This window comes from Neobacillus pocheonensis (genome assembly GCF_050477905.1).
In the GTDB taxonomy this organism is placed as follows: Bacteria; Bacillota; Bacilli; order Bacillales; family Cytobacillaceae; genus Neobacillus; species Neobacillus pocheonensis_A.
The window spans coordinates 26,629-51,785 of record NZ_JBCNAD010000034.1 but is presented as its reverse complement, the minus strand read 5'-3'; the positions used below and the strand labels follow the sequence as shown (position 1 = coordinate 51,785).

26 protein-coding genes and 1 other RNA gene are annotated in these 25,157 nt (G+C 37.2%); 22 read left to right on the top strand and 5 right to left on the bottom strand.

Going from position 1 to position 25,157, the window contains the following annotated elements; translation table 11 throughout:
* Positions 1-143: 143 nt before the first annotated feature.
* From panB to ABES02_RS19325, 11 genes are all read left to right on the top strand, one after another.
* A complete protein-coding gene (gene panB, locus ABES02_RS19375) occupies positions 144-980 on the top strand; it encodes a 3-methyl-2-oxobutanoate hydroxymethyltransferase (RefSeq protein WP_430138508.1) in 837 nt (278 codons plus the stop codon).
* A complete protein-coding gene (gene panC, locus ABES02_RS19370) occupies positions 977-1,828 on the top strand; it encodes a pantoate--beta-alanine ligase (protein WP_430138505.1) in 852 nt (283 codons plus the stop codon). Before panB ends, panC begins: the two co-directional genes overlap by 4 nt.
* Positions 1,829-1,848: 20 nt before the next feature.
* Positions 1,849-2,232 carry an aspartate 1-decarboxylase gene (panD, locus tag ABES02_RS19365; protein ID WP_430138502.1) on the top strand — a complete coding sequence of 128 codons (384 nt, stop codon included), beginning with the start codon at positions 1,849-1,851 and terminating at the stop codon, positions 2,230-2,232.
* 90 nt (positions 2,233-2,322) lie between these two features.
* The gene (gene dinG / locus ABES02_RS19360) at positions 2,323-5,127 is read left to right on the top strand and encodes an ATP-dependent DNA helicase DinG (protein ID WP_430138499.1); all 2,805 of its coding nucleotides are present in this window, start codon (positions 2,323-2,325) and stop codon (positions 5,125-5,127) included.
* 51 nt (positions 5,128-5,178) lie between these two features.
* Positions 5,179-6,030 carry an ATP-dependent DNA helicase gene (locus ABES02_RS19355; protein WP_430138496.1) on the top strand — a complete coding sequence of 284 codons (852 nt, stop codon included), beginning with the start codon at positions 5,179-5,181 and terminating at the stop codon, positions 6,028-6,030.
* Positions 6,031-6,137: 107 nt separating this feature from the next.
* On the top strand, positions 6,138-6,308 hold the full coding sequence (locus ABES02_RS19350) for a YpmA family protein (RefSeq protein ID WP_071353850.1): 171 nt from the start codon (positions 6,138-6,140) through the stop codon (positions 6,306-6,308).
* A 15-nt stretch (positions 6,309-6,323) separates the two neighbouring features.
* Complete coding sequence (locus tag ABES02_RS19345; RefSeq protein WP_430138494.1) at positions 6,324-6,797, top strand: DUF5590 domain-containing protein; 474 nt, start codon at positions 6,324-6,326, stop codon at positions 6,795-6,797.
* 27 nt (positions 6,798-6,824) lie between these two features.
* Positions 6,825-8,012, top strand: a complete 1,188-nt coding sequence (locus ABES02_RS19340; RefSeq protein WP_430138581.1) for a pyridoxal phosphate-dependent aminotransferase — start codon at positions 6,825-6,827, stop codon at positions 8,010-8,012.
* Positions 8,013-8,142: 130 nt separating this feature from the next.
* On the top strand, positions 8,143-8,844 hold the full coding sequence (locus ABES02_RS19335) for a DnaD domain-containing protein (protein WP_430138492.1): 702 nt from the start codon (positions 8,143-8,145) through the stop codon (positions 8,842-8,844).
* 27 nt (positions 8,845-8,871) lie between these two features.
* Positions 8,872-9,534 (top strand): endonuclease III, encoded by a 663-nt coding sequence (gene nth / locus ABES02_RS19330; protein ID WP_430138489.1) that lies wholly within the window; start codon positions 8,872-8,874, stop codon positions 9,532-9,534.
* Positions 9,527-9,877: a YpoC family protein gene (locus ABES02_RS19325; protein ID WP_430138487.1), complete on the top strand. Its 351-nt coding sequence runs from the start codon at positions 9,527-9,529 to the stop codon at positions 9,875-9,877. Before nth ends, ABES02_RS19325 begins: the two co-directional genes overlap by 8 nt.
* A gap of 21 nt (positions 9,878-9,898) precedes the next feature.
* Here the strand turns inward: ABES02_RS19325 and ABES02_RS19320 are convergent, their stop codons facing one another.
* Positions 9,899-12,445, bottom strand: a complete 2,547-nt coding sequence (locus tag ABES02_RS19320; RefSeq protein ID WP_430138485.1) for a transglycosylase domain-containing protein — start codon at positions 12,443-12,445, stop codon at positions 9,899-9,901.
* A gap of 38 nt (positions 12,446-12,483) precedes the next feature.
* Positions 12,484-13,086, bottom strand: coding sequence for a Holliday junction resolvase RecU (gene recU, locus ABES02_RS19315; protein WP_430138482.1), 603 nt, complete (start codon positions 13,084-13,086; stop codon positions 12,484-12,486).
* 188 nt (positions 13,087-13,274) lie between these two features.
* On the opposite strand from recU, the gene ABES02_RS19310 reads away from it, so the two are divergent.
* The 3 genes from ABES02_RS19310 (at position 13,275) to ABES02_RS19300 (ending at position 15,307) form a co-directional block, all read left to right on the top strand.
* Positions 13,275-14,252 carry a DUF2515 domain-containing protein gene (locus ABES02_RS19310; protein ID WP_430138480.1) on the top strand — a complete coding sequence of 326 codons (978 nt, stop codon included), beginning with the start codon at positions 13,275-13,277 and terminating at the stop codon, positions 14,250-14,252.
* A gap of 337 nt (positions 14,253-14,589) precedes the next feature.
* Entirely contained in the window at positions 14,590-14,865 is a 276-nt protein-coding gene (locus ABES02_RS19305) for a hypothetical protein (RefSeq protein WP_430138478.1), read from the top strand.
* Between the two features lie 88 nt (positions 14,866-14,953).
* On the top strand, positions 14,954-15,307 hold the full coding sequence (locus tag ABES02_RS19300; protein ID WP_430138476.1) for a YppE family protein: 354 nt from the start codon (positions 14,954-14,956) through the stop codon (positions 15,305-15,307).
* A 33-nt stretch (positions 15,308-15,340) separates the two neighbouring features.
* Here ABES02_RS19300 and ABES02_RS19295 read toward each other — a convergent pair whose 3' ends face one another.
* A complete protein-coding gene (locus ABES02_RS19295) occupies positions 15,341-15,553 on the bottom strand; it encodes a YppF family protein (protein WP_430138474.1) in 213 nt (70 codons plus the stop codon).
* Positions 15,554-15,739: 186 nt separating this feature from the next.
* Here ABES02_RS19295 and ABES02_RS19290 point away from each other — a divergent pair, with 186 nt between their 5' ends.
* A complete protein-coding gene (locus tag ABES02_RS19290) occupies positions 15,740-16,288 on the top strand; it encodes a YppG family protein (RefSeq protein WP_430138472.1) in 549 nt (182 codons plus the stop codon).
* Between the two features lie 38 nt (positions 16,289-16,326).
* Here the strand turns inward: ABES02_RS19290 and ABES02_RS19285 are convergent, their stop codons facing one another.
* Positions 16,327-16,812 (bottom strand): Hsp20/alpha crystallin family protein, encoded by a 486-nt coding sequence (locus ABES02_RS19285; protein ID WP_430138469.1) that lies wholly within the window; start codon positions 16,810-16,812, stop codon positions 16,327-16,329.
* Between the two features lie 193 nt (positions 16,813-17,005).
* Between ABES02_RS19285 and hcp the strand changes: the two genes are divergently transcribed.
* Positions 17,006-18,301, top strand: a complete 1,296-nt coding sequence (gene hcp / locus ABES02_RS19280; RefSeq protein WP_430138466.1) for a hydroxylamine reductase — start codon at positions 17,006-17,008, stop codon at positions 18,299-18,301.
* A 156-nt stretch (positions 18,302-18,457) separates the two neighbouring features.
* Here the strand turns inward: hcp and ABES02_RS19275 are convergent, their stop codons facing one another.
* Positions 18,458-19,156 (bottom strand): Crp/Fnr family transcriptional regulator, encoded by a 699-nt coding sequence (locus ABES02_RS19275; protein WP_430138463.1) that lies wholly within the window; start codon positions 19,154-19,156, stop codon positions 18,458-18,460.
* Between the two features lie 127 nt (positions 19,157-19,283).
* On the opposite strand from ABES02_RS19275, the gene ABES02_RS19270 reads away from it, so the two are divergent.
* From ABES02_RS19270 to rnpB, 6 genes are all read left to right on the top strand, one after another.
* Entirely contained in the window at positions 19,284-21,575 is a 2,292-nt protein-coding gene (locus ABES02_RS19270; protein WP_430138460.1) for a DEAD/DEAH box helicase, read from the top strand.
* 2 nt (positions 21,576-21,577) lie between these two features.
* Positions 21,578-22,840 carry a ribonuclease H-like domain-containing protein gene (locus ABES02_RS19265; RefSeq protein ID WP_430138458.1) on the top strand — a complete coding sequence of 421 codons (1,263 nt, stop codon included), beginning with the start codon at positions 21,578-21,580 and terminating at the stop codon, positions 22,838-22,840.
* A 375-nt stretch (positions 22,841-23,215) separates the two neighbouring features.
* Positions 23,216-23,605, top strand: coding sequence for a CotD family spore coat protein (locus ABES02_RS19260; RefSeq protein WP_430138456.1), 390 nt, complete (start codon positions 23,216-23,218; stop codon positions 23,603-23,605).
* 123 nt (positions 23,606-23,728) lie between these two features.
* Complete coding sequence (locus ABES02_RS19255; RefSeq protein WP_430138454.1) at positions 23,729-24,289, top strand: DUF1273 domain-containing protein; 561 nt, start codon at positions 23,729-23,731, stop codon at positions 24,287-24,289.
* 71 nt (positions 24,290-24,360) lie between these two features.
* Positions 24,361-24,663: a cell division regulator GpsB gene (gpsB, locus tag ABES02_RS19250; protein ID WP_289985368.1), complete on the top strand. Its 303-nt coding sequence runs from the start codon at positions 24,361-24,363 to the stop codon at positions 24,661-24,663.
* Between the two features lie 81 nt (positions 24,664-24,744).
* An RNA gene (gene rnpB / locus ABES02_RS19245) (RNase P RNA component class B) lies at positions 24,745-25,145 on the top strand.
* Positions 25,146-25,157: the final 12 nt, after the last annotated feature.

Here is a 25,157-nt window from a genome sequence, read left to right as displayed (position 1 = left end):
CTGCCTAGATCCGTAATACGGACCGGGACAGAGGGATGGAACAGAAATAAGAGTAACAAAGATCCTCTGCCTTCAGAAGGGTCTTTTTATTTGCTCTTCGTCTGCGTTTTATCACCTCTCCCAATTAAAAGGAGGGAATAAGGATGAAGCAAACAACAGATTTTTTGAAAATGAAAGAAAACAAGGAAAAGATTGTCATGTTAACGGCTTATGATTACCCGTCGGCCAAACAAGCAGAACAGGGCGGAGTTGACCTTATTTTAGTCGGTGATTCGCTTGGAATGGTGGTATTAGGGTATGAATCGACGATTCCAGTGACGATGGAAGACATGATTCACCACACAAAAGCTGTTAAGCGGGGAGCAAAAGATACCTTTATCGTCGCCGATATGCCTTTCTTAACCTACCATTTATCGATAAAAGATACATTACAGAATGCAGGCAGACTTATTCAAGAAACGGGAGCACATGCTGTTAAGCTAGAAGGAGCTGACGAGGTGCTTGAAAAAATTTCTGCTCTTACAAAAGCAGGAATACCTGTATGTGCTCACTTAGGATTAACTCCGCAATCTGTCGGCGTTTTAGGCGGCTATAAAGTTCAAGGTAAAGATGCTGAGGCAGCCAAAAAATTATTGGATGATGCCATACAATGCGAACAAGCAGGGGCCTTTGCGGTTGTTCTTGAATGTGTTCCAAAGCAATTGGCAGAAGAAGTAACAAGAGCGGTTTCCATTCCTGTCATTGGCATTGGTGCGGGAATTGAGGTTGATGGTCAGGTTCTCGTTTATCATGATATTTTAGGCTATGGTGTTGAACGTGTACCTAAGTTCGTGAAGCAGTATCATTCCGTCAATCCGTTTATGATTGAATCCATCCAAGCCTATGTCTCGGATGTGAAAAATAAACAATTCCCTGAAGATAAGCATTCTTTTACTATGAAGGAACATGAACTTAAGGTCCTATACGGAGGCATAGAATGAAGGTCGTAACAACAATCAAAGAAATGCAGGCAGAAATGCTTGTGCAAAAAAAGCAAGGTAAATCCATTGGCTTTGTCCCAACGATGGGCTTCCTCCATGAAGGTCATTTAACACTCATAAATCGGGCACGACAAGAAAATGATATCGTTGTATTAAGTATATTTGTCAATCCATTACAATTTGGGCCAAAAGAGGATTTTTCAACCTATCCTCGTGACTTTGAACGGGACCGTGCATTAGCCGAAAGCGAGGATGTCGATTTTCTCTTTTTTCCTTCAGTAGCGGAAATGTACCCCCACCCATCATCTGTCAAAGTGGTGGTCCAAGATCGCACGGATGTATTATGCGGAAAGTCGCGTCCGGGCCATTTTGATGGGGTTGCGACTGTCATAACAAAATTATTTAATATAGTGATGCCTACTCGAGCCTATTTTGGGATAAAGGATGCCCAGCAGGTGGCAGTCATCGAGGGATTAGTAACAGATTTTAATTTTCCAGTACAGTTGATTGCAGTTGATATTGTTCGTGAAAATGATGGACTAGCGAAAAGCTCTCGGAATGTGAACCTTTTTCCAGATGAAAGACAACAGGCAACCATATTATATAAAAGTCTTCTAGCTGCAAAAGATGCTATTACCCAAGGCGAACGAAATTCATTTACTTTAATTCATTTGATTAAAGAAATGATTACTTCTGAATCAGACGGGGAAATCGATTACGTTGAAATTTTTTCCTATCCTGAGTTAATAACAATGGAAGAATTAAACGGTAGGATTATTATTGCTCTTGCAGTAAAATTTACGAAGGTTCGGTTGATAGATAATTTGATTATTGATATAGAGGAATAAAATTGGGGAGGAACTAATTGATGTTTCGCAACATGATGAATGGGAAAATCCATCGCGCAACGGTTACAGAAGCTAATTTAAACTATGTCGGCAGTATTACGATAGATGAAGATATTTTAGATGCCGTTGGGATGATTGCAAATGAAAAGGTGCAAATAGTCAATAACAACAATGGCGCTCGTCTTGAAACATATATTATTCCAGGTGAAAGAGGCAGCGGTGTAGTTTGTTTAAACGGTGCGGCTGCCCGCCTAGTACAGCCTGGAGATATTGTCATTATTATTTCCTATGCTCTTGTGGCTGAGGAGAAAGTGTCGGCGCACACACCTAAAGTAGCGATTATGGATGAGAATAACCACATTAAAGAACTGCTTCATGCAGAACCAGCACTTACAGTAATGTAATGATCCCCGATTTTTCGGGGATTTTTCTTTTTTACTTTTTCTTCTTTTTATGATACCGTGTAATGAACAGAGGTTCGGGGTGTTTATCAAATGTCTAATAAATATGTTGTCGTCGATTTGGAAACTACAGGGAACATTCCTAAAAAAGGCGATAAAATCATACAATTCGCTGCAGTAGTCATCGAAAATGGAAAAATCAATCATACTTTTTCTTCACTTATAAATCCGCAAAAATCAATTCCAGTTTTTATCGAGGAACTAACTGGAATTAATGATGATATGGTTAAGGATGCTCCTTTATTTTCTGAAATTGCCGGTCAAGTATCGGAGTTATTAGAAGGGGCTTATTTTGTTGCACATAATGTACTATTCGATTTGTCCTTTCTTCAAGAGGAATTAATTCAAGCAGGTTTTGAGGGGTTTTATGGTCCTGTTTTAGATACGGTAGAAATGGCTAGGTTTTTATATCCGACGGCGGATGGCTACAAGCTTTCTGATTTAGCCGAGAAAGAAAATCTTAACCATGAGCGTCCGCATCAAGCAGATAGTGATGCCCAGGTGACTGCTGAACTTTTTCTTATTTTGTTAGAAAAGTTATCGAGTTTGCCTTTAGTCACGACCGAACAACTTACGCAACTATCTGGCGGGCTTAAAAGCGATTTACAACAGCTGCTTGAAGAAATGATCGAAGAAAGAAAAAAAGTGTCTGATCTATTGCCCAATAACGTTGAAATCTTTAAGGATCTTGCTTTAAAGAAAGACAATGATTCGAATATAGAAAATAAAGATGACAACTCTGATTTTAAATTTCCTTTAAGTGAAGAGGACAAAATTGGACTTATCCAAAGTGGTTTTAATAGTTTTGAAAAAAGGTCTAGCCAATTTATGATGATGAATAAGGTTTTTGAGTCCTTAAACAATAAGCACCATTCTTTAATAGAAGCTGGAACGGGAGTGGGCAAATCGTTAGGATATTTGCTGCCTAGTGCTTATTTTGCTAAACAAAATAGGCTTCGAGTTGTCATTAGTACTCATACCATTCAGCTGCAAGAACAAATTCTAAAAAAGGAAATACCGATTTTAGCCAAAATTCTTCCCTTTAAGATAAGTACAGTACTCCTTAAAGGCAGAAACCATTATATTAGTTTAGAGAAGTTCCATCAGACGCTTTTAGATGAAAGTGATAATTATGATACCACGTTAACAAAGATGCAAATTCTCATTTGGTTGACGGAAACAGAAACTGGGGATAAAGATGAGCTCAATCTTTCAAGCGGTGGTCTGCTTTACTGGAATAAAATTAAGAATGATCCGTCTGTTTTATCACCAAATCACGATTGGCAAGATAAAGATTTTTATTTAAAGGCAAAGAGAATGGCATGGACTGCGGATATCATTATAACGAATCATTCACTATTATTAAGTGACTTAAAGAGTGAAGGGTCTATTTTACCTGAATATGACTATGCGATTATTGACGAGGGGCATCATTTAGAAAAAACAGCTTCTCAGTTTTTCGGGTCGACCCTGGATTATCTATCCACACGACTGTTATTAGGCCAATTTGGACTTTTCGAGCAGAAACAACTTTTTTATGAAGTGGAGAATCTTCTAACCTCCCTTCAGGTTCAAAATCAACACCAAATTCATATGTTTGAGCTTAATCGAATAATGGCAGACCTTACATATGAAATGGATGAATTTTTTAAATTAATCGGTCTTTATACGAAAAAGAAGCTAGCAAATAAAAAAGGATTTTATCGTGCAAAAGTACGTTTTTCCAAGTCTGACGGTGGGAAGGAAATAAAGGGAATCATTCATAGTGCTGAGAGGTTTTCTTTTTTATTAAAAGATTTGAACAGTAACATTTTAGAGCGCCTCCATTTGTTAGACGCACATAAAGAATCCTTAACAAATTCCCAGAAAAGTAAGATGGAAGAAACCTTTCTCTTTACCAATGATTTAATGGATCTTAGGGATACGGTAATCAATTGTTTTATAAAAGATTCTCATGATGTTAAGTGGATCGAGATGGATTTGCGCTCACCGCAAAATGTCACAACCTTTTTGGCACAGCCTGCTTTCGTCGCATCTTCACTTAAGAATCAATTTTTTGAAAGAAAAAATGCGGTAATCATTACCTCAGCCACTTTAACCGTTAATCATTCTTTTAGCTACATCATGAAGGAGATTGGACTTGATGCGAAATCGACAGTTCAACAGTCCATTCCTTCGCCATTTGATTTTAAACAACAAGTAAATCTATTAATTCCTGAAGATTTGCCTGAGATAAACAATGTTTCATTGGATGAATATGTGGTTGCGATAACGGAGCATATTATCACCCTTGCAGAGGCGACCAATGGAAGAATGATGATTCTTTTTACCGCCTATGATATGTTAAAGAAAACCTATGAATTAATTAAAGAAAGCGGCTTTCTCAACGATTTCGCCATGATCGCCCAAGGAATAACAAGTGGAAGCCGAACGAGGTTGACAAGGAATTTTCAACGATATGATAAAGCCATTTTATTAGGAACAAGTAGTTTTTGGGAAGGGGTTGACATTCCTGGGGAGGATTTAACCTGTCTTGTCATTGTTAGACTTCCTTTTAGTCCGCCTGATGAGCCTCTGACTGAAGCAAAATGCCAAGTAATCAAGGAGCATGGTGGAAATGCTTTTTCTGAATACGCACTTCCTGAAGCCATTTTAAGATTTAAACAAGGATTTGGCCGTTTGATTCGCACAGAAAATGACCGGGGGATTTTAGTGGTTTTTGATAAAAGGATTGTCACTACAAAATACGGGACGGCCTTTTTGAAATCTATTCCCTCCGTTCCAGTTAAAAAAGGGACAATAGATGAACTTGTCGAATTTATTCATGCTTGGTTATGATAAATTTTGGCAAAAATGCACATTCTAATAATATGTATGGGAGGAATGTGCATGAGAATTTTCTTAATATTACTAGTAATTATATTTCAAGCCGCCTCGACAGTTAATGCTTCGCAGCGAATCTTGAGTAAAATTGAAAATATTGATTTAAATCTGAAGGACCATGAAGTTGCTATTACTTTTCTAGGTTTGTCTAGTGGGGAAGCAACGCTAATTCAAGGACCAAATGACGGGAATGTTTTAGTGAATATTGGCAGAAAAGAGAGCGAATCTGAACTAAAAAAATGTCTCTCCCTTTATGATGTCAAGGAAATTTCTACACTCATCCTTACAAATGATGAGCAGGAACTCTCTTATAATCAGATAAATCAGTTAATTTTAAAGTATAAGGTCAGAGAAATTATAACCACACCAAATATAGCATCACTGCTTACAAAAAATTTAGAGCCGGTGCATCAAATTCCAATCGTTGTGTGGGGTGAAGGTTCCAAGAAAGAAATTCTTCCGGAACTCAGGGCTGAAGTTCAATTTTTAGGAAGTAAACAAAACGAAGGTTTGGACTTTACTTTGGAGTTTTTTAAACATCGGATTTTCATGATGAGTTCCTTTAGTGTGCGTGCGGAGCAAATACTTTTAAAAAGAAATCTTGGGGATGTGAATGTTTTTAAACTTCCGGTATTCCCTAAAGAAGTCTCGATATCAGAAAAATTAATTGAATATTTTAATCCGCAAATTTCAATTCTATTTGATGATGAAGAGGATCATCCAGATCCAGAATTACTTCATGATTTACATGATATCTGGTCTGAAGTATATTTTACGAAAAAATTTGGTGCGGTAACGATTAAATTTACAGATTCAAATTATGAGGTTATCACTATTCCTGTTGAGACTGATGAATAGATTTTTTTCATTCATTTATTATAGCAATTTAAAGTACCTTTATCGCTTTAACCTGTTATAATAATATTTATTGATTTGGTTTATTAGAAATAAAATGGAGGAATTGGATGGAAAGTAAAATTGAAGTTTTATCAACGGTTAAAATCCAACATGGTCCGGATCTATATAAAATAGTTGATGCCCTTAATCGTACATTAAAAGAAAAAGACCTGATGTTTGGACTTGCCCTTGATCAAGAAGATAAAAATAAAGCGATTTTTACCATTTATCGTACATAAAGAAGTGAATGCAAAATGAAAAAGTGGTTATTTATTCTAGCTTTATTCGTGCTTGGTATTTTGGGAATCTTGATAAAGGTTTATTTTTCTGCAGTTGAACCAGTAAAAGCGGCAGAAGAAAAAGCGGTTAAGCTTGCTAATAAAAAGGTTCAATTCAGTTATGTGGAGGACTTTCATATCTACAATGGTTTAGAGACTGTAAATGTGATCGAGGGGAAAAATAAAAATGGTGAAAAAATCATTGTATGGATTCCCGAAAAAAGTAAAAATATCATTGTTAAAAAGGTAAAAAATGGTATAACCAAAAATGAAGCTATTCAAAAATTGGTTCAAGAAAAAAATCCTAAGAAAATCATATCTGTCCGTTTAGGAATGGAAAAAAATATCCCTTTATGGGAAATTTATTATCGTTCTGAAAATAATCTAATAAATTATTATTATGTACATTTTGAAACTGGCGAGTGGTTGAAAAAAATTGAAAATCTTTAGAATGGATGGGGAGGAACTGAAATGGTAGTGGAGTTGGCAGAGAGGGTATTGGCACTTACACCTTCTACTACATTAGCGATAACCGCAAAAGCGAAGGAATTAAAGGAGCAAGGGGTAGATGTAATTGGTTTAGGGGCAGGCGAGCCTGACTTTAATACCCCACAACATATTTTAGACGCTGCTGTAAAATCGATGAATGAAGGCTTTACAAAGTACACACCATCAGCAGGATTACCAGCATTAAAAAAGGCCATCATAAAGAAATTTGAACAAGACCAAGGAATTGTCTATAAACCAAATGAAATCATTGTAGCAAATGGAGCAAAACATGCTCTTTATACATTATTTCAGGTTATTCTTAATGAGGGTGATGAGGTTATTATTCCTACACCTTATTGGGTAAGTTATCCAGAACAAGTCAAGTTAGCAGGTGGAGTACCTGTATATATTGAAGGCTCAGAAGAGAATCAATTTAAGATTACCCCAGAACAATTGCTAAAGGCAATCACGAAAAAAACAAAAGCCGTCATTATTAATTCGCCAAGCAATCCAACAGGTGTGTTGTATAGCGCGGAAGAACTGTTAGAATTAGGGAAAATCTGTCTAGAAGAAAATGTCCTTATTGTATCAGATGAGATTTATGAAAAGCTTGTTTACAGTGGGGTTAAGCATGTTTCAATTGCTGAATTATCACCTGAGTTAAAAGAACAAACCATTGTTATTAATGGCGTTTCCAAATCACATTCCATGACTGGATGGAGAATTGGTTATGCTGCTGGAAATAAGCAAATTATTGAGGCGATGACAAATCTTGCCAGCCACAGTACCTCTAATCCTACGACAACAGCACAATATGCTTCAATAGCTGCCTACAATGGACCACAGGAACCAGTGGAAGAAATGAGAAAAGCATTTGAAAAAAGATTAGAAATCATCTATGATAAGTTAGTTGCTATTCCTGGGTTTACTTGTGTAAAACCACAGGGGGCATTTTACTTGTATCCTAATGTGAAGGCTGCTGCCGATATGACCGGTTTTGCTAATGTCGATGATTTTGTGGAAGCATTGCTTGTAGAAGCTAAAGTGGCTGTTATTCCAGGTTCGGGCTTCGGAACACCTGATAATATCCGCCTTTCCTACGCAACATCACTCGAACAATTAGAAAATGCAGTTGCGAGAATGAAGCAATTTGTTATTGAAAAATCTAACAGATAAAACTTCCTATTGTTATCAACAAAAAGTCTGCTTTCTGCAGGCTTTTTGCTTTCCTTTCCATAGCTGGATGCCTAATACACTTACTCGAAGAGAATGTTCATGCTATACTTATCAGGAGGTGTCCAAAAGAATGAAAACAACGTTATTAGCTTGGCTGCAAGAAGGCAATGTAACCATTCCAACTCTATTATTTTCTCAATACCGTAACCTTAATATAAATGAAACTGAACTCGTTCTAATATTAAATATCCTCACGTTCATAGAAACAGGAAATGAATTTCCTACCCCAGAAGAGTTGTCATCACGGATGACTATTTCCATTTCAGATTGTAATGAAATGTTAAGAAAACTGATTCAAAGAGGTTTTATAGAAATCAAGGATGAATACTCAAATGATGGTATTCGCTACGAAAAGTATTCCTTAATGCCTTTGTGGGAGAGACTTATTGATCAATTTATAGTCAAAAATCGAAATATAAATGAGATGAACAAGAAAGCAGAAGAGACAGATTTGTACACATGCTTTGAAAGAGAATTTGGCCGACCTTTATCACCTTTTGAATGTGAGACCCTAGCGATGTGGATGGATGATGATCATCATGATCCAGCTATTATTAAAGCCGCACTAAGGGAAGCCGTAATGTCAGGTAAATTAAATTTCCGCTATATTGATAGAATCCTTTTTGAGTGGAAGAAAAACGGGATTAAAACGATCGAACAAGCAAGAAACCAAGGTCAAAAATTCCGCCAAAAGCAAACACACAAAACTAATAATATTAAGGATGAACCACATCCGCCATCTGTCCCTTTCTATAACTGGTTAGAACAATAATAGTTTAAATACAAGCAGGTGATATTTTTGCTGAATAATACGCAAATACGAAATTGTTTAGACAAAATGGGCGAAATGTTCCCAGATGCCCATTGCGAATTAAACCATTCAAATCCATTTGAATTGATTATTGCTGTTTCCTTATCCGCTCAATGTACGGATGCACTGGTTAATAAAGTTACAAAAGACTTATTTAAAAAGTACAAAACACCGGAAGATTATTTAAAGGTATCACTAGAGGAATTACAAAATGATATCCGTTCAATTGGCCTTTATCGGAATAAAGCGAAAAACATTCAAAGTCTTTGCCGAATGGTATTAAATGAATATGGCGGAGAGATTCCGGAGGATCGAGACGAATTAACTAAGCTTCCAGGTGTGGGAAGAAAAACAGCAAATGTCGTTGTTTCGGTTGCCTTTGATGTACCGGCTATTGCCGTCGATACACATGTTGAAAGAGTTAGTAAGCGTCTCGGGATATGCCGCTGGAAGGATTCAGTGTTGGAAGTGGAAAAGACCTTAATGAAGAGGATTCCAAAAGAGGAATGGTCAGTTACCCATCACCGATTAATATTTTTTGGACGGTATCATTGTAAAGCCCAAAATCCCCAATGTCCAACATGCCCCTTATTAGACTTATGTCGTGAGGGTAAAAAGAGAATGAAGGGCAGTGCTGTTTCTCATGGATAAACAGGTGGCCAATATCGTTGAGGAATGGAGTAAAGTAAGAGAAAAACTAGACGAATTATTTAGATGTCGGGATATGAAAAACACAAAGGAATGGATGGAAAAAGGAATTGATTTGTTCATTCAATTTTTGTTAAAAACAAATGCCAAGTCCTATTTCCAGGGGCCAATCCCATATGACCAATTAGAGGTAAAGCCTGTTAATATTGAAGAAAGACTGGCATTCATCATGAATAGGCCGAATTTATATCATTCTTACCGCCAACTTATAGAGTTGATGATTGAACAGGAAAAGCAATTTGTAAAGTGGAATGTCATAAAAAAATCGTCTAAGCCAAATGGTTAGACGATTTTTTTATGATTAAATTTACGTTCCACTTCGAGGGGCATTGCTATTACCACCTGAAGGATTCCCTGGAAGGGTAATAGGAGGAATCGTTCCCCCTGCATTACCTTGGCCTCCGCTATTACCATTTCCATCTCCATTGCCTTGATCATTTCCTTGCTCCCCGCCATTTCCAGTATCAGAACCCTGACCATTTTCATCAGTCGGCATTGAAACTTCAATGGAGGTTGTGACTGGGTCACTCTTTTTATTTCCACTTATTGCTACTATGGCAAACGTATACTTTGTACCTAGAGTAGCAGGAATGGTCACTGTGTTCACTTGGACTGGTATATGAGTGACACCTGTTCCATTATCGACTGAAACGTCAAAAGTAACACTTTCATTTGCATTTTTATAGTCCCAAGTAAGGATGATACTATTACTCGCTTCATCATATTTAGCAGTAGGATTTGTTGGTGCTTCAAGCTTGTTATACTTCTCTGAGACCTTTTTAGGTGCATGCCCTTTGACAGCATACTCAGTCGAAATTTCACTATCTGGGGTGAATTCTCCGGCCAAAACTGGTGGCATGGAGCCTTTTTCAATGCTAACCCTTTGAACACTATTAGGCATTGTAAAATCAGGAGTATCAATATCTTTTGAAACATAAGCCATTAAGTTTTTAAAGATTAATTGCGCTAATCTTTGATTATTGCCAACAGCTGTAATTGGCGTGGTTCGATCCTTGTACCCGGTCCATATAGAGGCCGTATAGTTGGTCGTATATCCTGTAAACCATGCATCCGGTACAGAACTGCTGTTAATATTATATTTATTCATTTCATCAGTTGTATAGTTAGTAGTTCCTGTCTTACCGGCAATTGGAAGTCCTGGTACTTTTGCTCTTACTCCTGTTCCAGGTGATACCAATACACTTTTTAACATATCCGTGATCATGAAAGCAGTTGAGTCCTTCATTACCACTTTTGGTTCTGGGGCTGTATTAATCATTGTCCCGTCCCGGAGTTTGATTTTAGTAATCGCATGCGGTTTTGTGTATATACCCTTATTACCAAAGGCGCTATATGCACCCGCCATTTCAAGTGGCGAAACCCCTACCGTTTTACCGCCGAAGCCGCCAATCGCATAAGATTCATAAATTTCTTTTAATGGAATGCCTAAATTTAACGCAAAATCTTTGGCTTTATCTAAGCCAACTTGTTGAAGTGCTTGAACAGCAGGGGTATTACGTGATAATTGTAATGCCGTTCTAATCGTCATCGGACCTTTATATTTCTGGTCCCAGTTACCGAATTTCTTCCCAGTTGAATAGGTAATCGGTTTATCGTCAATCATTTCATAGGTGCCCCAATTTAAGTATTCAATTGCAGGACCATAATCGAGGACCGGCTTGATAGTTGAACCTGGCTGGCGTTTCGTTTGGATAGCATAGTTGAAACCGCGTTTTACACTAGGATTTCTTCCGCCGCCAATTGCCCGAATTTCACCTGTTTTCGTATCGAGAAGTGCAACACCAGCTTGAATATTTTCATCAGGATATGGAATGATATCTTTGGTATTGAGAATTTTATTTACATAGGTTTGGGCATTTGTGTCTAAAGTTGTATAAATCGTTAAACCATCCGTATTTATATCAAGGTCGGTTTTTTCGTTTACTTCACGAATAACTGCATCCACAAAAGATCCAAATGGCTTTTCTTCACTTGTTCGCTGGTCTGGTTTCAAAACAGTTGAGGCAACAGAAACCTTTTTGGCATCCTCCATTTGCTGTTTTGTAATATAGCCATGCTGGTGCATTAAAGTCAAAACAATGTTCCGTCTATCTTCTGCTAAATCAGAATGATTAAATGGATTATAATTATTAGGACTTTGCGGCATTCCAGCAATTTGCGCTGCTTCTCCTAAAGTTAAATCCTTTAATTCTTTTCCGTAATAGATTTTTGCTGCAGTGGCAATTCCATGACTGTTCTCAGAAACATAGACTTTATTAACGTACATTTCGAAAATTTGGTGCTTTGTATATTGCTGCTCCAGCTGATAGGAAAGCCAGGCTTCTTCCACTTTTCGTTTCAATGTTTTTTCAGGTGTCAGAAATGAGTTTTTCACCACCTGTTGTGTAATCGTACTGGCTCCTTCAGAGCCAAATCCATGGCGAATATTGGCTAATACGGCGCCGCCAAGGCGAATAGGATCGATTCCATGATGCTTGTAAAAACGATAATCCTCTGTGGCTAAAATGGCATCTTCCATTTGCTTCGGTATGTCTTTATAATTTACATATTCTCTTTTTACTGCTCCTACTTCAGTTATTAGTTTTCCATCTTTATCTAAAACCTTAGAAGGGATTGGATCTTTTAATAATTTCGGATCAAGTTTGGGAGCATCCTTTACTAAATAGGCGAAAGTACCAACTCCAGCCAAAATCCCAACGATACCAAGAACAACAAGAGATAAAAAGATTTTTTTAAATATTCCGCCCGATTTTTTCTTAGCTTTTTCATTTTGTTTTCCTGTGGCTTGAAGTTTCTTTCGCCGCTCCTCTCTTGATTGATATTGTTCTGCCATGATAAAATTCCTTCCTTTCTAACCTTTCGCAAAAATGGTTAAAGTGTTTCAATTATTTTAATATAGTCAATTCTTGGCTGAAACCCAAGCGGTATGTAATGCCCTTTTTGCTTGATTTCTTCCTTTGTAATAGATTTTCTTCCTCCATTATTCATTCTTTCCCAAAAAACGAGCAAATGCTTTGCTTCAAGTAAATATACTTCCTCATACCTAGTAAACCGAAGGATAACAAAACAAATTCCCCCTTGATTTATCACTTCTTCCATATGAGTTATTTGATGCTGATGGAAATTTTTTAACGGAAACGAAGTTGGATTTTGCGTTTCTTTAGCTTCAAAATCTATATATTTTCCTTTGAATACACCGTTATAATCGGTTGTGGAAGCTAGTTTAAAATAGGCTTCTTTAATAACAGCTGCACTTCTTTTTGGATAATCCACCTGAACAATTTGCACCGGTGTTGGCTTTTTATGAATAACAGCTATTTTTCTTTCCCGATAATAATCATTTGTTAGATTTAGGTCTTCCTCTAGTGTCATACCTCTATTACTATAGGACCCGTTTTTTTTATTTGCTGCCGCCTTTACTTCCAGAATTTCACTAGGGACATACTTCCGTCCATTTGGATAATTAAAATTCATGATATACACCTCACAAGCTAAAAATAATCATATCAAATCTTTGAAAAAAGGGGTGAATAAAATGAATGTTCATGGACAACCTAATTACAATTGTACCGTGATTGTTAAACAAAAGCATGATTCTATTTTCGTTAAAACAGCTAAAGAGCAAAGCTGATAATCTATTAAAAACAATAAGGAAGATGAATATGAATCATCTTACAATACAGGAACAAGCTATTATCCGTCAAATTCGAAGTGAAACGAATAAGGGTAATATTGATAATATTTCAAGAACAAATGCATATTTTACTTATTTTATTAAGAATTCAGATATCATTTGGTCCTTCCTCGCTAGCATGGTATCTCGAAATGGTGGATGGAACATGTGTGACCTCGAAGGATCAATTCTCCCACATTTACTTTCTCCTCAAGTAAGAAAACAGCTTTTTTTAACATACGAAAGAGCTAATTGGTTGATTTTTCATGATGTGTTTCCGCAGTTATTGATCTATCAATATTCTACGAAAATCAACCGCCCGATGTTTCATTTACTGCCTTACTTTAATGTTTCTTCGTTTATACAAAAAGAATGGAAAAGATATTGGAAAGAGCAGGACAGAAATCGGCTGACTACCGCACTAATTATTAATGAACAAAATGTCATTCAAACTCCCGTCATTGAGCATCCTGTCTATAAGAATAAGGTTTTTCGTTCGATGAGTTTTTCTTTTCAGGACTGGCTGCATTTTAGTTGTGTTTTGTTCCCGACATGCGGGGGAGAGGTTTATGGTGCCAGTGTGAGCGGATTTAAGTCACTTTCTAAGCGGATTGATTTAGGAAAAAGGCTTGCCAGCATTCTTTTTCATCCGCGGTTATTTCCATATTTTTTTGAATTCGCTGAAAAAACACCTCATACAGGGTCACGATTTGATTATGAACAATACTTTAAAGTAAAAACGAAACGAAATACGCCATTATTACGAACAACCTTTCCTGTAATAGAGCATCAGCAGCATGCCTATAATGATTGGAGCAAGCAAAGAAAGGTATCTCCAGCCTGGTTGTATTTCCCCGCACGGCATCGTCATCCCATTCATCTTACTGATTGGTATTTTGCAAAATCAAATCAGCTGCAATTAATACTTTCACTCCATAAGGTTTTCCATTTGCAAAAATTCGATTGAAAAAAGCAAGGTACGGGCCCTTGCTTTTTTCAAAATTCCTAGGTAGAAGGACGATCTGGTCCCTCAAGCTTTTTATCACCATAGCCAACTCTTTTTCCTGCCTCATCCTGCTTTTGCTTGTTGGTTTGTTTATTCTTTTTTGGCATCATAACACCTCCACATTTAGCTTGTGCCGTTTTTTATTTTTCATGCTTAGGATTGTGTCGAAAACAATGAAGTAAAATGCTATTTAGACACTTTCTTTGACGAATAGCTACTAGTTTTGTCAGGGGAGGAGGAAGCAAAAAAAAGAAAGAGAATAATACCTTATAGATTAAGCGAGGAGGGAATTATTAAAATGAATAAGCCATTGTCTGAAAAAGAAAAACTGCTATCGATGCTGACAGAAATATACGATCAATTGGAAGAATTGGAGTCTGTTCTTGAAGCATCATTCTCCGACCTTCGCATTAGTTTAAACAAGGATGTACAAAATAAAATAACTAATTCTGCACAGACACTTTCATTTTTAGAAAATAAAATTGACCATGTAAACTTAACTATTTTCGAAAATAGTCTCGAGTCCAATAAAAAACAGGCTGCAAAACGGCTAGAGCTTGAAATGGGTTTCTGATTACGGTAAAAATGATATACTGAATAGAGTAGCAGTTTACCTAAATGCTGCTTTTTTATTTGGCTGCATGAAAAAGGGGAAATAGTAAATGTCAGTTGAAATAATGGATCTAACTGAAAAACTTTTACAATATAATCGGTTATTTCTAAAGTATTATCGAGAAGGCAGGGAACAAGGTATAAAATATGATTTTCATGAAACCATTAAACCATTTGCTAATGAGGTAAAAGAGGTTAATGAAAACTGGAAGGAAGTAATGAAAGACTGGCTTAAAAAAGCTTCGATTAAACATATTCATTTAAAACAAATTGAAACAACCTCTGAACATATCGAGAAACTTTCTATTCAATGTTTTTTCCCTGAATCCAGCAAAACAAGATTTCTAAATACAAATCGGACGGTTGAATATTTCCTTACAGAAATTTTAAAAGGTAACAAATAGAAAAGAGATGCTTATGGCATCTCTTAAATTCATTCATTGGGAATGTTCGATGAGGGAGTTTTCCTTATCAATATCAGGTACAACGGCTCCTTGACTTTCAAGTTCACGGACAAGAAGGCGATATTCATTAATGCTGATTTCGTTGTGAATATAGGCTTTCTTAGCAAAATCCATTAGTGCATTAACATCATCTGTGGTGTAATCCCGACTTTGAATAAATTTGCTTTTCAATTCACGAATGTTCATATAAAGCTCCTCCTTCACCATTTTTAATATCGTATCACGAAAAAAAGAGATTTCTAGTTTTTCAAATATTTAAACTTTAGACAAAATTCACGGGATTTTGACATGGGCAGTCATTTCCAATCAATCACCTTTCACGCCTATATTTCATAATGTGTAGGAGAGATTAATGTGAGGAGATGTTTGCCCATGTTTGGTAAAATGCGACCAAAACAAAACTTTCATTATGTACCCCCGGGGCAAATGATGCACCAGGGACAAATTGGTCAACAATGGAATCAGGAGCATTTTATACGAAATCAACCATATCCATATCAAACTCCACCTGTAAACTATAATTGGAACAGTTATCAACAACAAAATCCATACAATCCAAAAGCCTTTCAGCAAATGGCGCAAAACTATCAACCAGGATATGCTCAACAAAATATGCCTTATCCAAATCAAAACTATTTACCAAAGGATTCGCAATTCCTTTTCCAAAATCCGTTGCAGCCACAGGATGATATGTACCAGCAATATCCACCCATGAATGGGTATCCAATGATGAATCCTTATCCCAAACAGGGTACTATTCCGAAACAACCGGGCAGTATGCAATCATTTATGAATTCATTTAAGTCACAGGATGGATCAGTTGATTTTAATAAAATGATGAATACTGCAGGTCAAATGATGAATGCAGTCAATCAAGTTTCCTCGCTTGTAAAAGGCTTTGGAGGATTCTTTAAAGCATAATGAAAAAGACGGCTGAAAAAGCCGTCTTTTCATGTTTTCTAGTCTTCTATTTCAATAATTTTTCCTTTTTCCTGTGGAATTCGAACTTGTAGAAGTCCATCCCGATAGAATGCTTTTACCTTCTTCTCATTGATCGAATGTGGCAGGGATATGGTTCTTGATGATTGCTCCTTCATTAATTTACGGGAGTAAATATGGTTATGTTCATCTTCATGTGTTTCAATCTGATTATTTTCAACAGAGATGGTTAAATAGTTTCCTGTCATATTTAGATGGATCTGCTCTCTTTTTACACCCGGAAGTTCAGCAGTAATAATATATTCATTACCTGTTTCTACTGTTTCGACATGGAAGCCCCCACCTGAAGGAAATGGGTGCTTAAAGAACTCGTCGATCGATTGTAAAAACCCCCTAATCGGTTTTTCAGTGAAGAAATCATTCATTGTTTTCACTATTTCACGAAAAGGTTCAGGTACAGGCTTTTTATTATTATCATTTTTATCACTAGGCAGTTTTGAAGTCATTTTGATACCCTCACTTTCGAAAATTTCACACGATATCATATGCAATCATTATTAGGTAGGTGCCCTCCTATTTTGTAAAACAATTTTGTGAACGATTTTTTACAACTGTTAGAAATGTGATTTAGGTCACATTAATGGATGATATTTCTTTTGTATGCTTAAGAAGTAATCAGTACGAGAGTGAGGAATAAAAATGTTCTGTTATCAATGTGAACAAACCCCATCCGGCGGATGTACGGTTGTTGGTGTTTGTGGAAAAGACGAAACGATTGCTAGTTTACAAGATACGATTATTTTTGGATTAAAAGGCATCGCGGCCTATCGCACACATGCTAACCAGCTCGGGGTTACAGATGCATTTGTTGATGCAACTACTCATGAAGCACTATATATGACATTGACCAATTCTAACTTCAATGTTCAGGAACATATTGATATGGCAATGAAGGTAGGGCAATCAGCTGTTCGTATTATGGATGTGCTGGACAAAGCACATACAAATCTTTTAGGAATACCAGAACCGGTTCGCGTAAGTCAAAACAAAATTGAAGGAAAATGTATTGTCGTTACTGGACACAATCTATTTGCATTAGAGGAATTATTGAAGCAAACAGAAGGTAAAGGAATCAATATTTATACACATTCTGAAATGCTTCCAGCACATGGATATCCAGCATTAAAGAAATATTCTCATTTAAAGGGAAACATAGGGAAAGCATGGTATGACCAACGCCGCCTATTTGAAAAATTCCCTGGAGCAATCTTAGCCACAACTAACTGTGTAATGCCAATTAAGGGAAGTTATGCAGATCGCATGTTCAGCTACGAAGTAGCTGGCCTTGAAAATGTCCAAAAAATTGTTAATGATGATTTTACTCCACTTATCGAGAGAGCATTAGAGCTGCCTGAAGCAGCAATTGACTCAGATGAAACTTTACTTACTGGCTTTCATCATGAAACCGTGCTTGGACTTGCCCCTGAAGTGATTGATGCTGTAAAAGCGGGTAAAATCAAGCGTTTCTTTGTAATTGCAGGCTGTGACGCACCTGGAAAAGGCGGCGAATATTACCGTGAACTTGCGACTTCACTTCCTCGGGAGACAGTTATTTTAACAACATCATGCGGAAAATTCAGATTCAATGACGTCGATTACGGTGTTGTTCCAGGAACCAATATTCCTCGCTACATTGATTTGGGACAATGTAATAATTCCGGTTCGACTGTAAAAATTGCCTCAGCGCTTGCTGATGCCTTTGGCTGCGAAGTGAATGATCTGCCAGTAAGTATCATATTATCCTGGTTTGAACAAAAAGCCGTAGCGATCCTTTTAGGATTATTCAGTTTAGGCATTAAGGATATCCGCATTGGACCAAAACCGCCTGAATTTATTTCAGAAGGAGTTTTAAAGGTCCTTCAAGATACGTTTAATCTAAAATTAATTGGAACTGCCCAAGAGGATATGGAAGAAATGCTTCAACTAGTAAAATAAAAAATGACCGCAGCCAATGTTTGGCTGCGGTTTAATTTGGCTAATAGGAAAGTATAAAATTTTACCAATTTTATACTTTCCTAACGCATAAGTGCAACTACGCTTCTGTCTTCGCCCTTAGGGGCTCGCCAATCAGCGAGTTTTCTTTAAATTTATTCAGATAAGATGTATTTCTTCCATTAAGATTTCTACATCTAAAATCATATTTCCATCATCGTCTACTTCGATTAATTCATCTTTTTTCATTTTAGTCAGTGTCCGGCTAATCGTTTCTCTCGTGGTTCCAATCATATTAGCAAGGTCTTTATTCGTAAATTCGGATCTAAGAAGAATCGTTCCATCGTCTTGTTCCTTTCCGTGCTTTTGAGCAAGCCGAATCAACAACTTCACAATTTGCTCATATGTATTGTTGAGAATTTGCTCCTCGAGACGGTTTTGCAAATCAACGATCTTCTCACCAAGAACCTTAAATACTTTTATACATAGTTCTGGATTTTCAATTAAAACGGTTTCAAATTTCGAAATCGGAACAGCAATAAGTGTCGCTGGTTCAACAACTTCTGCATAGGCTGGATAATCGCCTTTTCTGAAAAAGCCCACATGAGGGAACATTTCACCCTTTTTCATGATGGCGACAATTTGTTCCTTGCCATTGACATCACTCTTATAGATTTTGATTTTTCCATCATAAATAAAATAGACATTTTCGAGAGGGTCGCCCTGGAGAAAAACATGGCTTTGTTTTTTCCATTCCCTGGCAATAGCGATATCGGTAATTTTTGTTAACTCAAAATCATTAAGTTCACGAAAAAGTGTGAAATCAGAAAGCACCTTTTTTATTTCTTCTATTTTCATTCAATCACCTTCAATTAATAATTCATTCTATTATCTATTGTAGCAAAAATACTTTATAGAATATAATAGATTTTTTCTTTTGTTACGAACGTTTATTCTGTAAAATAGAAGTAATGAGGTGAAGAGCATGTTAGTGAAAAAAAACTTGAAACAAATTCTAACAGAATTAAAAATAAATGATGATTTTAAAGAAAATATTGTCACATGGCATACCATTGAAGAAAAGCCAGCAAAAACTGTTCCGCTTCCAGAGGATTTACACTCTGAGATTAAAAACTCTCTCCTAAGTAAGGGTATCGAACAGCTATATACGCATCAGAAATCTGCTTATCAAAAAATTATGGAAGGTAAAAGTATTGTTGCTGTAACACCGACAGCATCTGGAAAAACACTTTGCTACAATCTCCCAGTATTACAAACCATTCTATCAAACCCAAGTGCAAGAGCACTCTATATGTTCCCTACCAAGGCATTGGCCCAGGACCAAAAAAGCGAAATCAACGAAATAATCCAAGCAGCCGGTGTGGATATTAATAGCTACACATATGATGGAGATACACCTGCCAACATTCGTCAAAGAGTTAGACAAGCGGGGCATGTGGTCATTACAAACCCTGATATGCTGCATTCCGCCATCTTGCCGCACCATACGAAGTGGGTCTCCCTTTTTGAAAATCTCAAATTCGTTGTGATTGATGAGCTCCATACGTATCGCGGTGTGTTTGGAAGCCATGTTGCTAATGTGATTAGAAGATTGAAACGGATTTGCCGTTACTATGGAAGTAATCCCGTGTTTATCTGTACTTCCGCTACCATTGCAAATCCCCTTGAGCTCGCGGAAACCTTAACAGAAGAGAGCATGCAATTAATTGACAATAACGGGTCTCCAAGCGGAAGAAAACACTTTCTTTTTTATAATCCGCCAATTGTAAATAAACCGTTAAATATTAGAAGAAGTGCCACACTGGAAGTTCGAAAAATCGCTGGTGAATTGTTAAAAAATAAAATTCAAACAATTGTTTTTGCGAGGAGCCGCGTGAGAGTTGAAATAATTCTCACCTACTTACAGGAATTGGTGAAAAATCAATTGGGTGCAAAATCGATTATGGGATATCGTGGAGGATATTTGCCTACAGAAAGAAGAAAAATTGAGAAAGGTCTTCGTTCTGGTGAAATTTATGGTGTAGTCAGCACGAATGCCCTTGAATTAGGGGTAGACATTGGGCAGCTCCAGGTTTGTATCATGACAGGTTATCCTGGAACAATCTCAAGTGCATGGCAGCAGGCGGGAAGAGCTGGAAGACGGCATGGAGAGGCACTGGTTATCATGGTGGCAAGTTCGAGCCCGCTCGACCAATATATCATTCAGAACCCGGATTATTTTTTTAATAAGAGCCCAGAAACCGCAAGAATTAATCCTGATAACCTAATTATTTTAATTGATCATATGAAATGTGCCGCCTATGAACTTCCATTTAAAACAGGAGAGCAGTTTGGAAATGTCGGTACAGAGGAACTTCTAGAGTATTTAACTGAGGAACGTGTCCTTTATCAAAATGGCGATAAATGGTACTGGATGAACGATTCTTTTCCAGCTCACAATATAAGCTTGCGCTCAGCATCCCAGGAAAATGTCATTATTGTGGATCAATCCGATATAGCACATGTTAAGGTAATCGGTGAAATGGACCGTTTTTCCGCCATGACCTTACTTCATGATGAAGCGATTTATTTACATCAGGGCACACAATTTCAGGTTGAAAAACTGGATTGGGAGGAAAAAAAGGCATTTGTGCGAGAAGTAGACGTGGATTATTTTACAGATGCCAATTTGGCCGTCCAATTGAAGGTGTTGGAGGTAGACAAGCTTAAAGAATACAAGGATGCCGAAATCGGTTTTGGCGATGTCAGTGTAAGGGCAATGGCAACCATTTTTAAGAAGATTAAATTTGAAACCCATGAAAATATTGGCTCAGGTCCAATCCATCTCCCTGAGGAAGAACTGCACACGAATGCCGCCTGGATTTCTTTAAATAAGCCATTTTCAGAAATGGGTCATGATAGGCTAGAGCAGGGGCTTGTAGGGACGGCACATGCTCTAGGGTCCATCGCACCTTTATTTGTAATGTCAGATCCACAGGACATCCATGTAATTCCGCAAGTCAAGGCTGACCATAATGAAAAACCGACCATCTTTTTTTATGATCGTTATCCTGGCGGGATTGGCTTAAGCGAAAAAATCCACAGCGGTATGGCACAGGTTTTCGCCGAAGCGAAAAAAATGATTAATCATTGTCAATGTGAATCTGGCTGCCCATCATGTATTGGAACCGATACCGTTAGTGAGACAGCGAAATTGGATGCTTTAAAAATTATTGAATCCTTCATACAGCCATCTGTTAGTGACAAGGAAGTGTAATGATGTCATTAAAAAGTAAATTAAATCGACTTAAACCACATCTTTCTGTTGGGAGTCAATCAGAAAAAGTGTATAAGCCACCTGAGGTTTCTAAAATTCATGTTCCCTTTCAGGAAAAATGGGCAAATGAAAATATAATTCCGTATATTTTGGACAATGATTATTGCTTAATTAGGGAAGTGAAATATCCTCTTTCACAAAAGCATGGAACCTATCGATTTCGTGATTTTTTGACAGCCGTAGAAATTTGGAACAAGCGGCCAATTAATCATCCATTATCAGCACAAGGACATCAGGCAGATGAACTATTCTTTTTCGATACAGAAACAACCGGCCTTGGCGGCGGAACAGGAAATACTATTTTTCTACTTGGATATGCAAGCGTAGCAGGAGAAGAACTTATCTTAAAGCAACACATCTTGCCGCACCCAGGTGCAGAGATTCCTTTATATCAAAGTTTTTTGGAAAACGTGAATTATAAAACACTCGTCACCTATAATGGAAAATCATTTGATTGGCCACAAGTAAAGACTAGACATACTCTGGTAAGGGAGCATGTTCCTAATTTGCCAGCATTTGGGCATTTTGATTTATTTCATGCCGCCAGAAGGCTGTGGAAGCATAAATTAGAAAGAATGAAACTAGCTGTTGTGGAAAACGAAGTTTTAGGGGTTGAAAGGGTTGATGATATCCCCGGATATTTAGCGCCGATGATTTATTTTGATTTTGTGGAAAGCAAACAGCCCGAAGGTATGCTGGGAATTTTAAAACATAATGAAATTGATATTTTGTCCTTGGTTACGTTATATACACACCTTACTTTTCAAATTTGCGGAATCGACCAACAACAATCTAGATCCGAGTCCTTTGAGGTTGGACGTTGGTTTACCGCCTTAGGAGAGAAACAGGAAGCGGAAAAGGTTCTGACGAAGCTTGTAGAAGGCAGTGATTTACCTTCATATCAAGCAAAACTCGCGCTTGCTTTTCAACACAAGAAAGACCGTAATTGGGAAAAGGCTCGGAAATTGTTTGTCGATGTTGTCGATTCTGGAGATGAAAAGATGATGCTCGAAGCGTGTTTAGAGTTGGCGAAAATTTATGAGCATAGAGTCAAAGATTATAAGAGTGCAATTCATTATTGTCATCAAGCTATATTAATCAGTACTCAAACTAAAAACAAGAAATTAACAGGTGAGTTTTCGAATGAGAAGCTTCAAATTAGATGTGAACGTTTAAAACAAAAATTTGCAAAATTTCCTGGGTAAGCGCAAATTTCGCCAAAAACTGTCCTATCTCAACCCTTTTCGTCATCCTTCGAATTACTGTCACAAAATCGTAATAATTATTTTAAAAAAATCATCTTTCCATATTGTTAAACATAGTTGAAAAAGGTAAAATGTTTAATTGTGTTGAGTAAAATCAACGATTTACATCAATATGGAGCTGGTAATATGTATAAAGCAATTTTGTTCGCATTTTTTCTTGTCGTTTGTTTGACTGCCTTTGTTTTTACGAATTTAAAAGATAGTTTTTATTCATTTCTATAAGATTAGCAAAAATAGGTATTTTCCTTAGTACAAGAGTAATCCCTTTATCATAGGCTGTTAATGTAAACAGAATATTTGAAGGGAGAAATTGAAATGTATCTAGGAACTAATTTTTTGCCGCCAGTTATTCATCCAACACAGAACATTGTGAACCATACGTTCTCAACTACAGTGGTACCGCACATTCATCCAGTACACACTACAACTATAAATCACCATATGTTCCAACATAAGCACTTTTGTCCACAGACTGCTTCTTGTGCTGAAGACGTATGTAATCAGCATATTAACTGCTGCAATCCGTGTGCACCTGCTATGCCAACAACATTACCTGCAAATGTGCCGCCAAATGCAGTACCAGGCTTTGGAATGGGGGCTCCAGGATTTGGTCCAGGAGGTCCAGGATTTGGCCCAGGAGGTCCAGGGTTCGGGGGTCCACGTCCAGGGTTTGCACCAGGACCATTTATGGGTCCTAGACCTTAATGGGGTCAATGCCAATTACAGGGGCTGCTTAGCCCTTGTTTTTTTATTGTTTACTATATGTTATGCTTTTTTTACTAAAATGTTTGTCCATTTATTAATTTTTTTTTTATGAGGAGAACTTCCTTGAATAAAGTATTGGCGATATCAGGCTATAAACCGTTTGAATTAGGTATTTTTAAAAAAGACCACCCGTCTGTTTTCTTTATCAAAGCTGCCATTAAAAAGGCTTTACTGCCAAAGGTAGAAGAAGGGTTAGAATGGGTGATGATTAGTGGTCAGCTAGGGGTTGAATTATGGGCGGCCGAAGTAGTATTTGAGCTCCAGACAGAATATCCTGAATTAAAGCTAGCAGTCATTACCCCTTTCTTAGACCAACAAGCCACTTGGAATGAAAATAACAAGGAATGGTATGAATTCGTCCTCGCGCAAGCGGACTTTATTGATTCAGTGACCAAAAAAGGGTATGAAAAGCCGTGGCAATTTCGATTAAAAAACCAATTTTTTATTGAAAAGAGCAATGGTCTGCTACTTCTTTACGATCAGGAAAAGGAAGGAAGTCCAAAATATTTTTATGAATTAGCCCTTCAATACCAAAAAGGTCATGAATATCCGATTGAATTGATTACCTTTTATGACTTGCAGATGATTGTAGAAGAAGAGCAATTAAAACGAACAGATTACTAATGAAGATTGACAAAAACACTAATTTTTGAAAAAATAATAGGTAATGATTGGCTAAACTTGAGGTGATTGGAATGCTGTCAGATAAAGTGAAATTAACGGCAAAGGATATTTTAGAAAAAGAGTTTAAGACTGGAGTACGTGGGTATAAACAAGAAGATGTCGATAAATTTTTAGATTTGATTATTAAGGATTATGGAACATTTCATCAGGAAATCGAAGATCTACAACAAGAAAACCTACGCTTGCGGAAACAGCTTGAGGATACATCAAAGAGACAGCCGGTTGCCCAACCAGCTGGAACTACAAATTTTGATATCTTAAAGCGACTATCCAATCTTGAAAAGCATGTATTTGGCAATAAACTTTACGATTAACAGATTGCACCGACATTTCCTAATAAAAACCATTGAATAATCAGCATGAATTACATATAATAAGAAATGTCATCATTAATGACGTTCGGGTAATCGCTGCAAGGAGCTTTTGGCGAATTGTAGAGGAAAGTCCATGCTCGCACGGGCTGAGATGTCCGTAGTGTTCGTGCCTAGCGAAATGATAAGCTAGGGCAGTTGGGTCTTGCACCCAGCTGACGGCCGGAAAAATACCTAAGTCCATTCGGATATGGTATGAGTACCTATAAAAGTGCCACAGTGACGTAGCCTTTCTAGAAATGGAAAGGGTGGAACGGGTAAACCCCACGAGCGAGAAACCCAAATAATGGTAGGGGCACTTTCTCTGAGGAACTGAACAAGGAGAAGGACAGATTCATTTGAATCTGTAGATAGATGATTACCACCTCAGTACGAGACATTTTATGTCGCTTGAAGTACTTTGGTACAGAACATGGCTTACAGAACGTTATTAATGG

Bases quoted from the DNA above. Each gene is read 5' to 3' on its own strand.
- panB (WP_430138508.1), top strand. From the start codon at position 144: ATGAAGCAAACAACAGATTTTTTGAAAATGAAAGAAAACAAGGAAAAG.
- panC (WP_430138505.1), top strand. From the start codon at position 977: ATGAAGGTCGTAACAACAATCAAAGAAATGCAGGCAGAAATGCTTGTG.
- panD (WP_430138502.1), top strand. From the start codon at position 1,849: ATGTTTCGCAACATGATGAATGGGAAAATCCATCGCGCAACGGTTACA.
- dinG (WP_430138499.1), top strand. From the start codon at position 2,323: ATGTCTAATAAATATGTTGTCGTCGATTTGGAAACTACAGGGAACATT.
- ABES02_RS19355 (WP_430138496.1), top strand. From the start codon at position 5,179: ATGAGAATTTTCTTAATATTACTAGTAATTATATTTCAAGCCGCCTCG.
- ABES02_RS19350 (WP_071353850.1), top strand. From the start codon at position 6,138: ATGGAAAGTAAAATTGAAGTTTTATCAACGGTTAAAATCCAACATGGT.
- ABES02_RS19345 (WP_430138494.1), top strand. From the start codon at position 6,324: ATGAAAAAGTGGTTATTTATTCTAGCTTTATTCGTGCTTGGTATTTTG.
- ABES02_RS19335 (WP_430138492.1), top strand. From the start codon at position 8,143: ATGAAAACAACGTTATTAGCTTGGCTGCAAGAAGGCAATGTAACCATT.
- ABES02_RS19325 (WP_430138487.1), top strand. From the start codon at position 9,527: ATGGATAAACAGGTGGCCAATATCGTTGAGGAATGGAGTAAAGTAAGA.
- ABES02_RS19320 (WP_430138485.1), bottom strand. From the start codon at position 12,445: ATGGCAGAACAATATCAATCAAGAGAGGAGCGGCGAAAGAAACTTCAA.
- recU (WP_430138482.1), bottom strand. From the start codon at position 13,086: ATGAATTTTAATTATCCAAATGGACGGAAGTATGTCCCTAGTGAAATT.
- ABES02_RS19310 (WP_430138480.1), top strand. From the start codon at position 13,275: ATGAATCATCTTACAATACAGGAACAAGCTATTATCCGTCAAATTCGA.
- ABES02_RS19305 (WP_430138478.1), top strand. From the start codon at position 14,590: ATGAATAAGCCATTGTCTGAAAAAGAAAAACTGCTATCGATGCTGACA.
- ABES02_RS19300 (WP_430138476.1), top strand. From the start codon at position 14,954: ATGTCAGTTGAAATAATGGATCTAACTGAAAAACTTTTACAATATAAT.
- ABES02_RS19295 (WP_430138474.1), bottom strand. From the start codon at position 15,553: ATGAACATTCGTGAATTGAAAAGCAAATTTATTCAAAGTCGGGATTAC.
- ABES02_RS19290 (WP_430138472.1), top strand. From the start codon at position 15,740: ATGTTTGGTAAAATGCGACCAAAACAAAACTTTCATTATGTACCCCCG.
- ABES02_RS19285 (WP_430138469.1), bottom strand. From the start codon at position 16,812: ATGACTTCAAAACTGCCTAGTGATAAAAATGATAATAATAAAAAGCCT.
- hcp (WP_430138466.1), top strand. From the start codon at position 17,006: ATGTTCTGTTATCAATGTGAACAAACCCCATCCGGCGGATGTACGGTT.
- ABES02_RS19275 (WP_430138463.1), bottom strand. From the start codon at position 19,156: ATGAAAATAGAAGAAATAAAAAAGGTGCTTTCTGATTTCACACTTTTT.
- ABES02_RS19270 (WP_430138460.1), top strand. From the start codon at position 19,284: ATGTTAGTGAAAAAAAACTTGAAACAAATTCTAACAGAATTAAAAATA.
- ABES02_RS19265 (WP_430138458.1), top strand. From the start codon at position 21,578: ATGTCATTAAAAAGTAAATTAAATCGACTTAAACCACATCTTTCTGTT.
- ABES02_RS19260 (WP_430138456.1), top strand. From the start codon at position 23,216: ATGTATCTAGGAACTAATTTTTTGCCGCCAGTTATTCATCCAACACAG.
- gpsB (WP_289985368.1), top strand. From the start codon at position 24,361: ATGCTGTCAGATAAAGTGAAATTAACGGCAAAGGATATTTTAGAAAAA.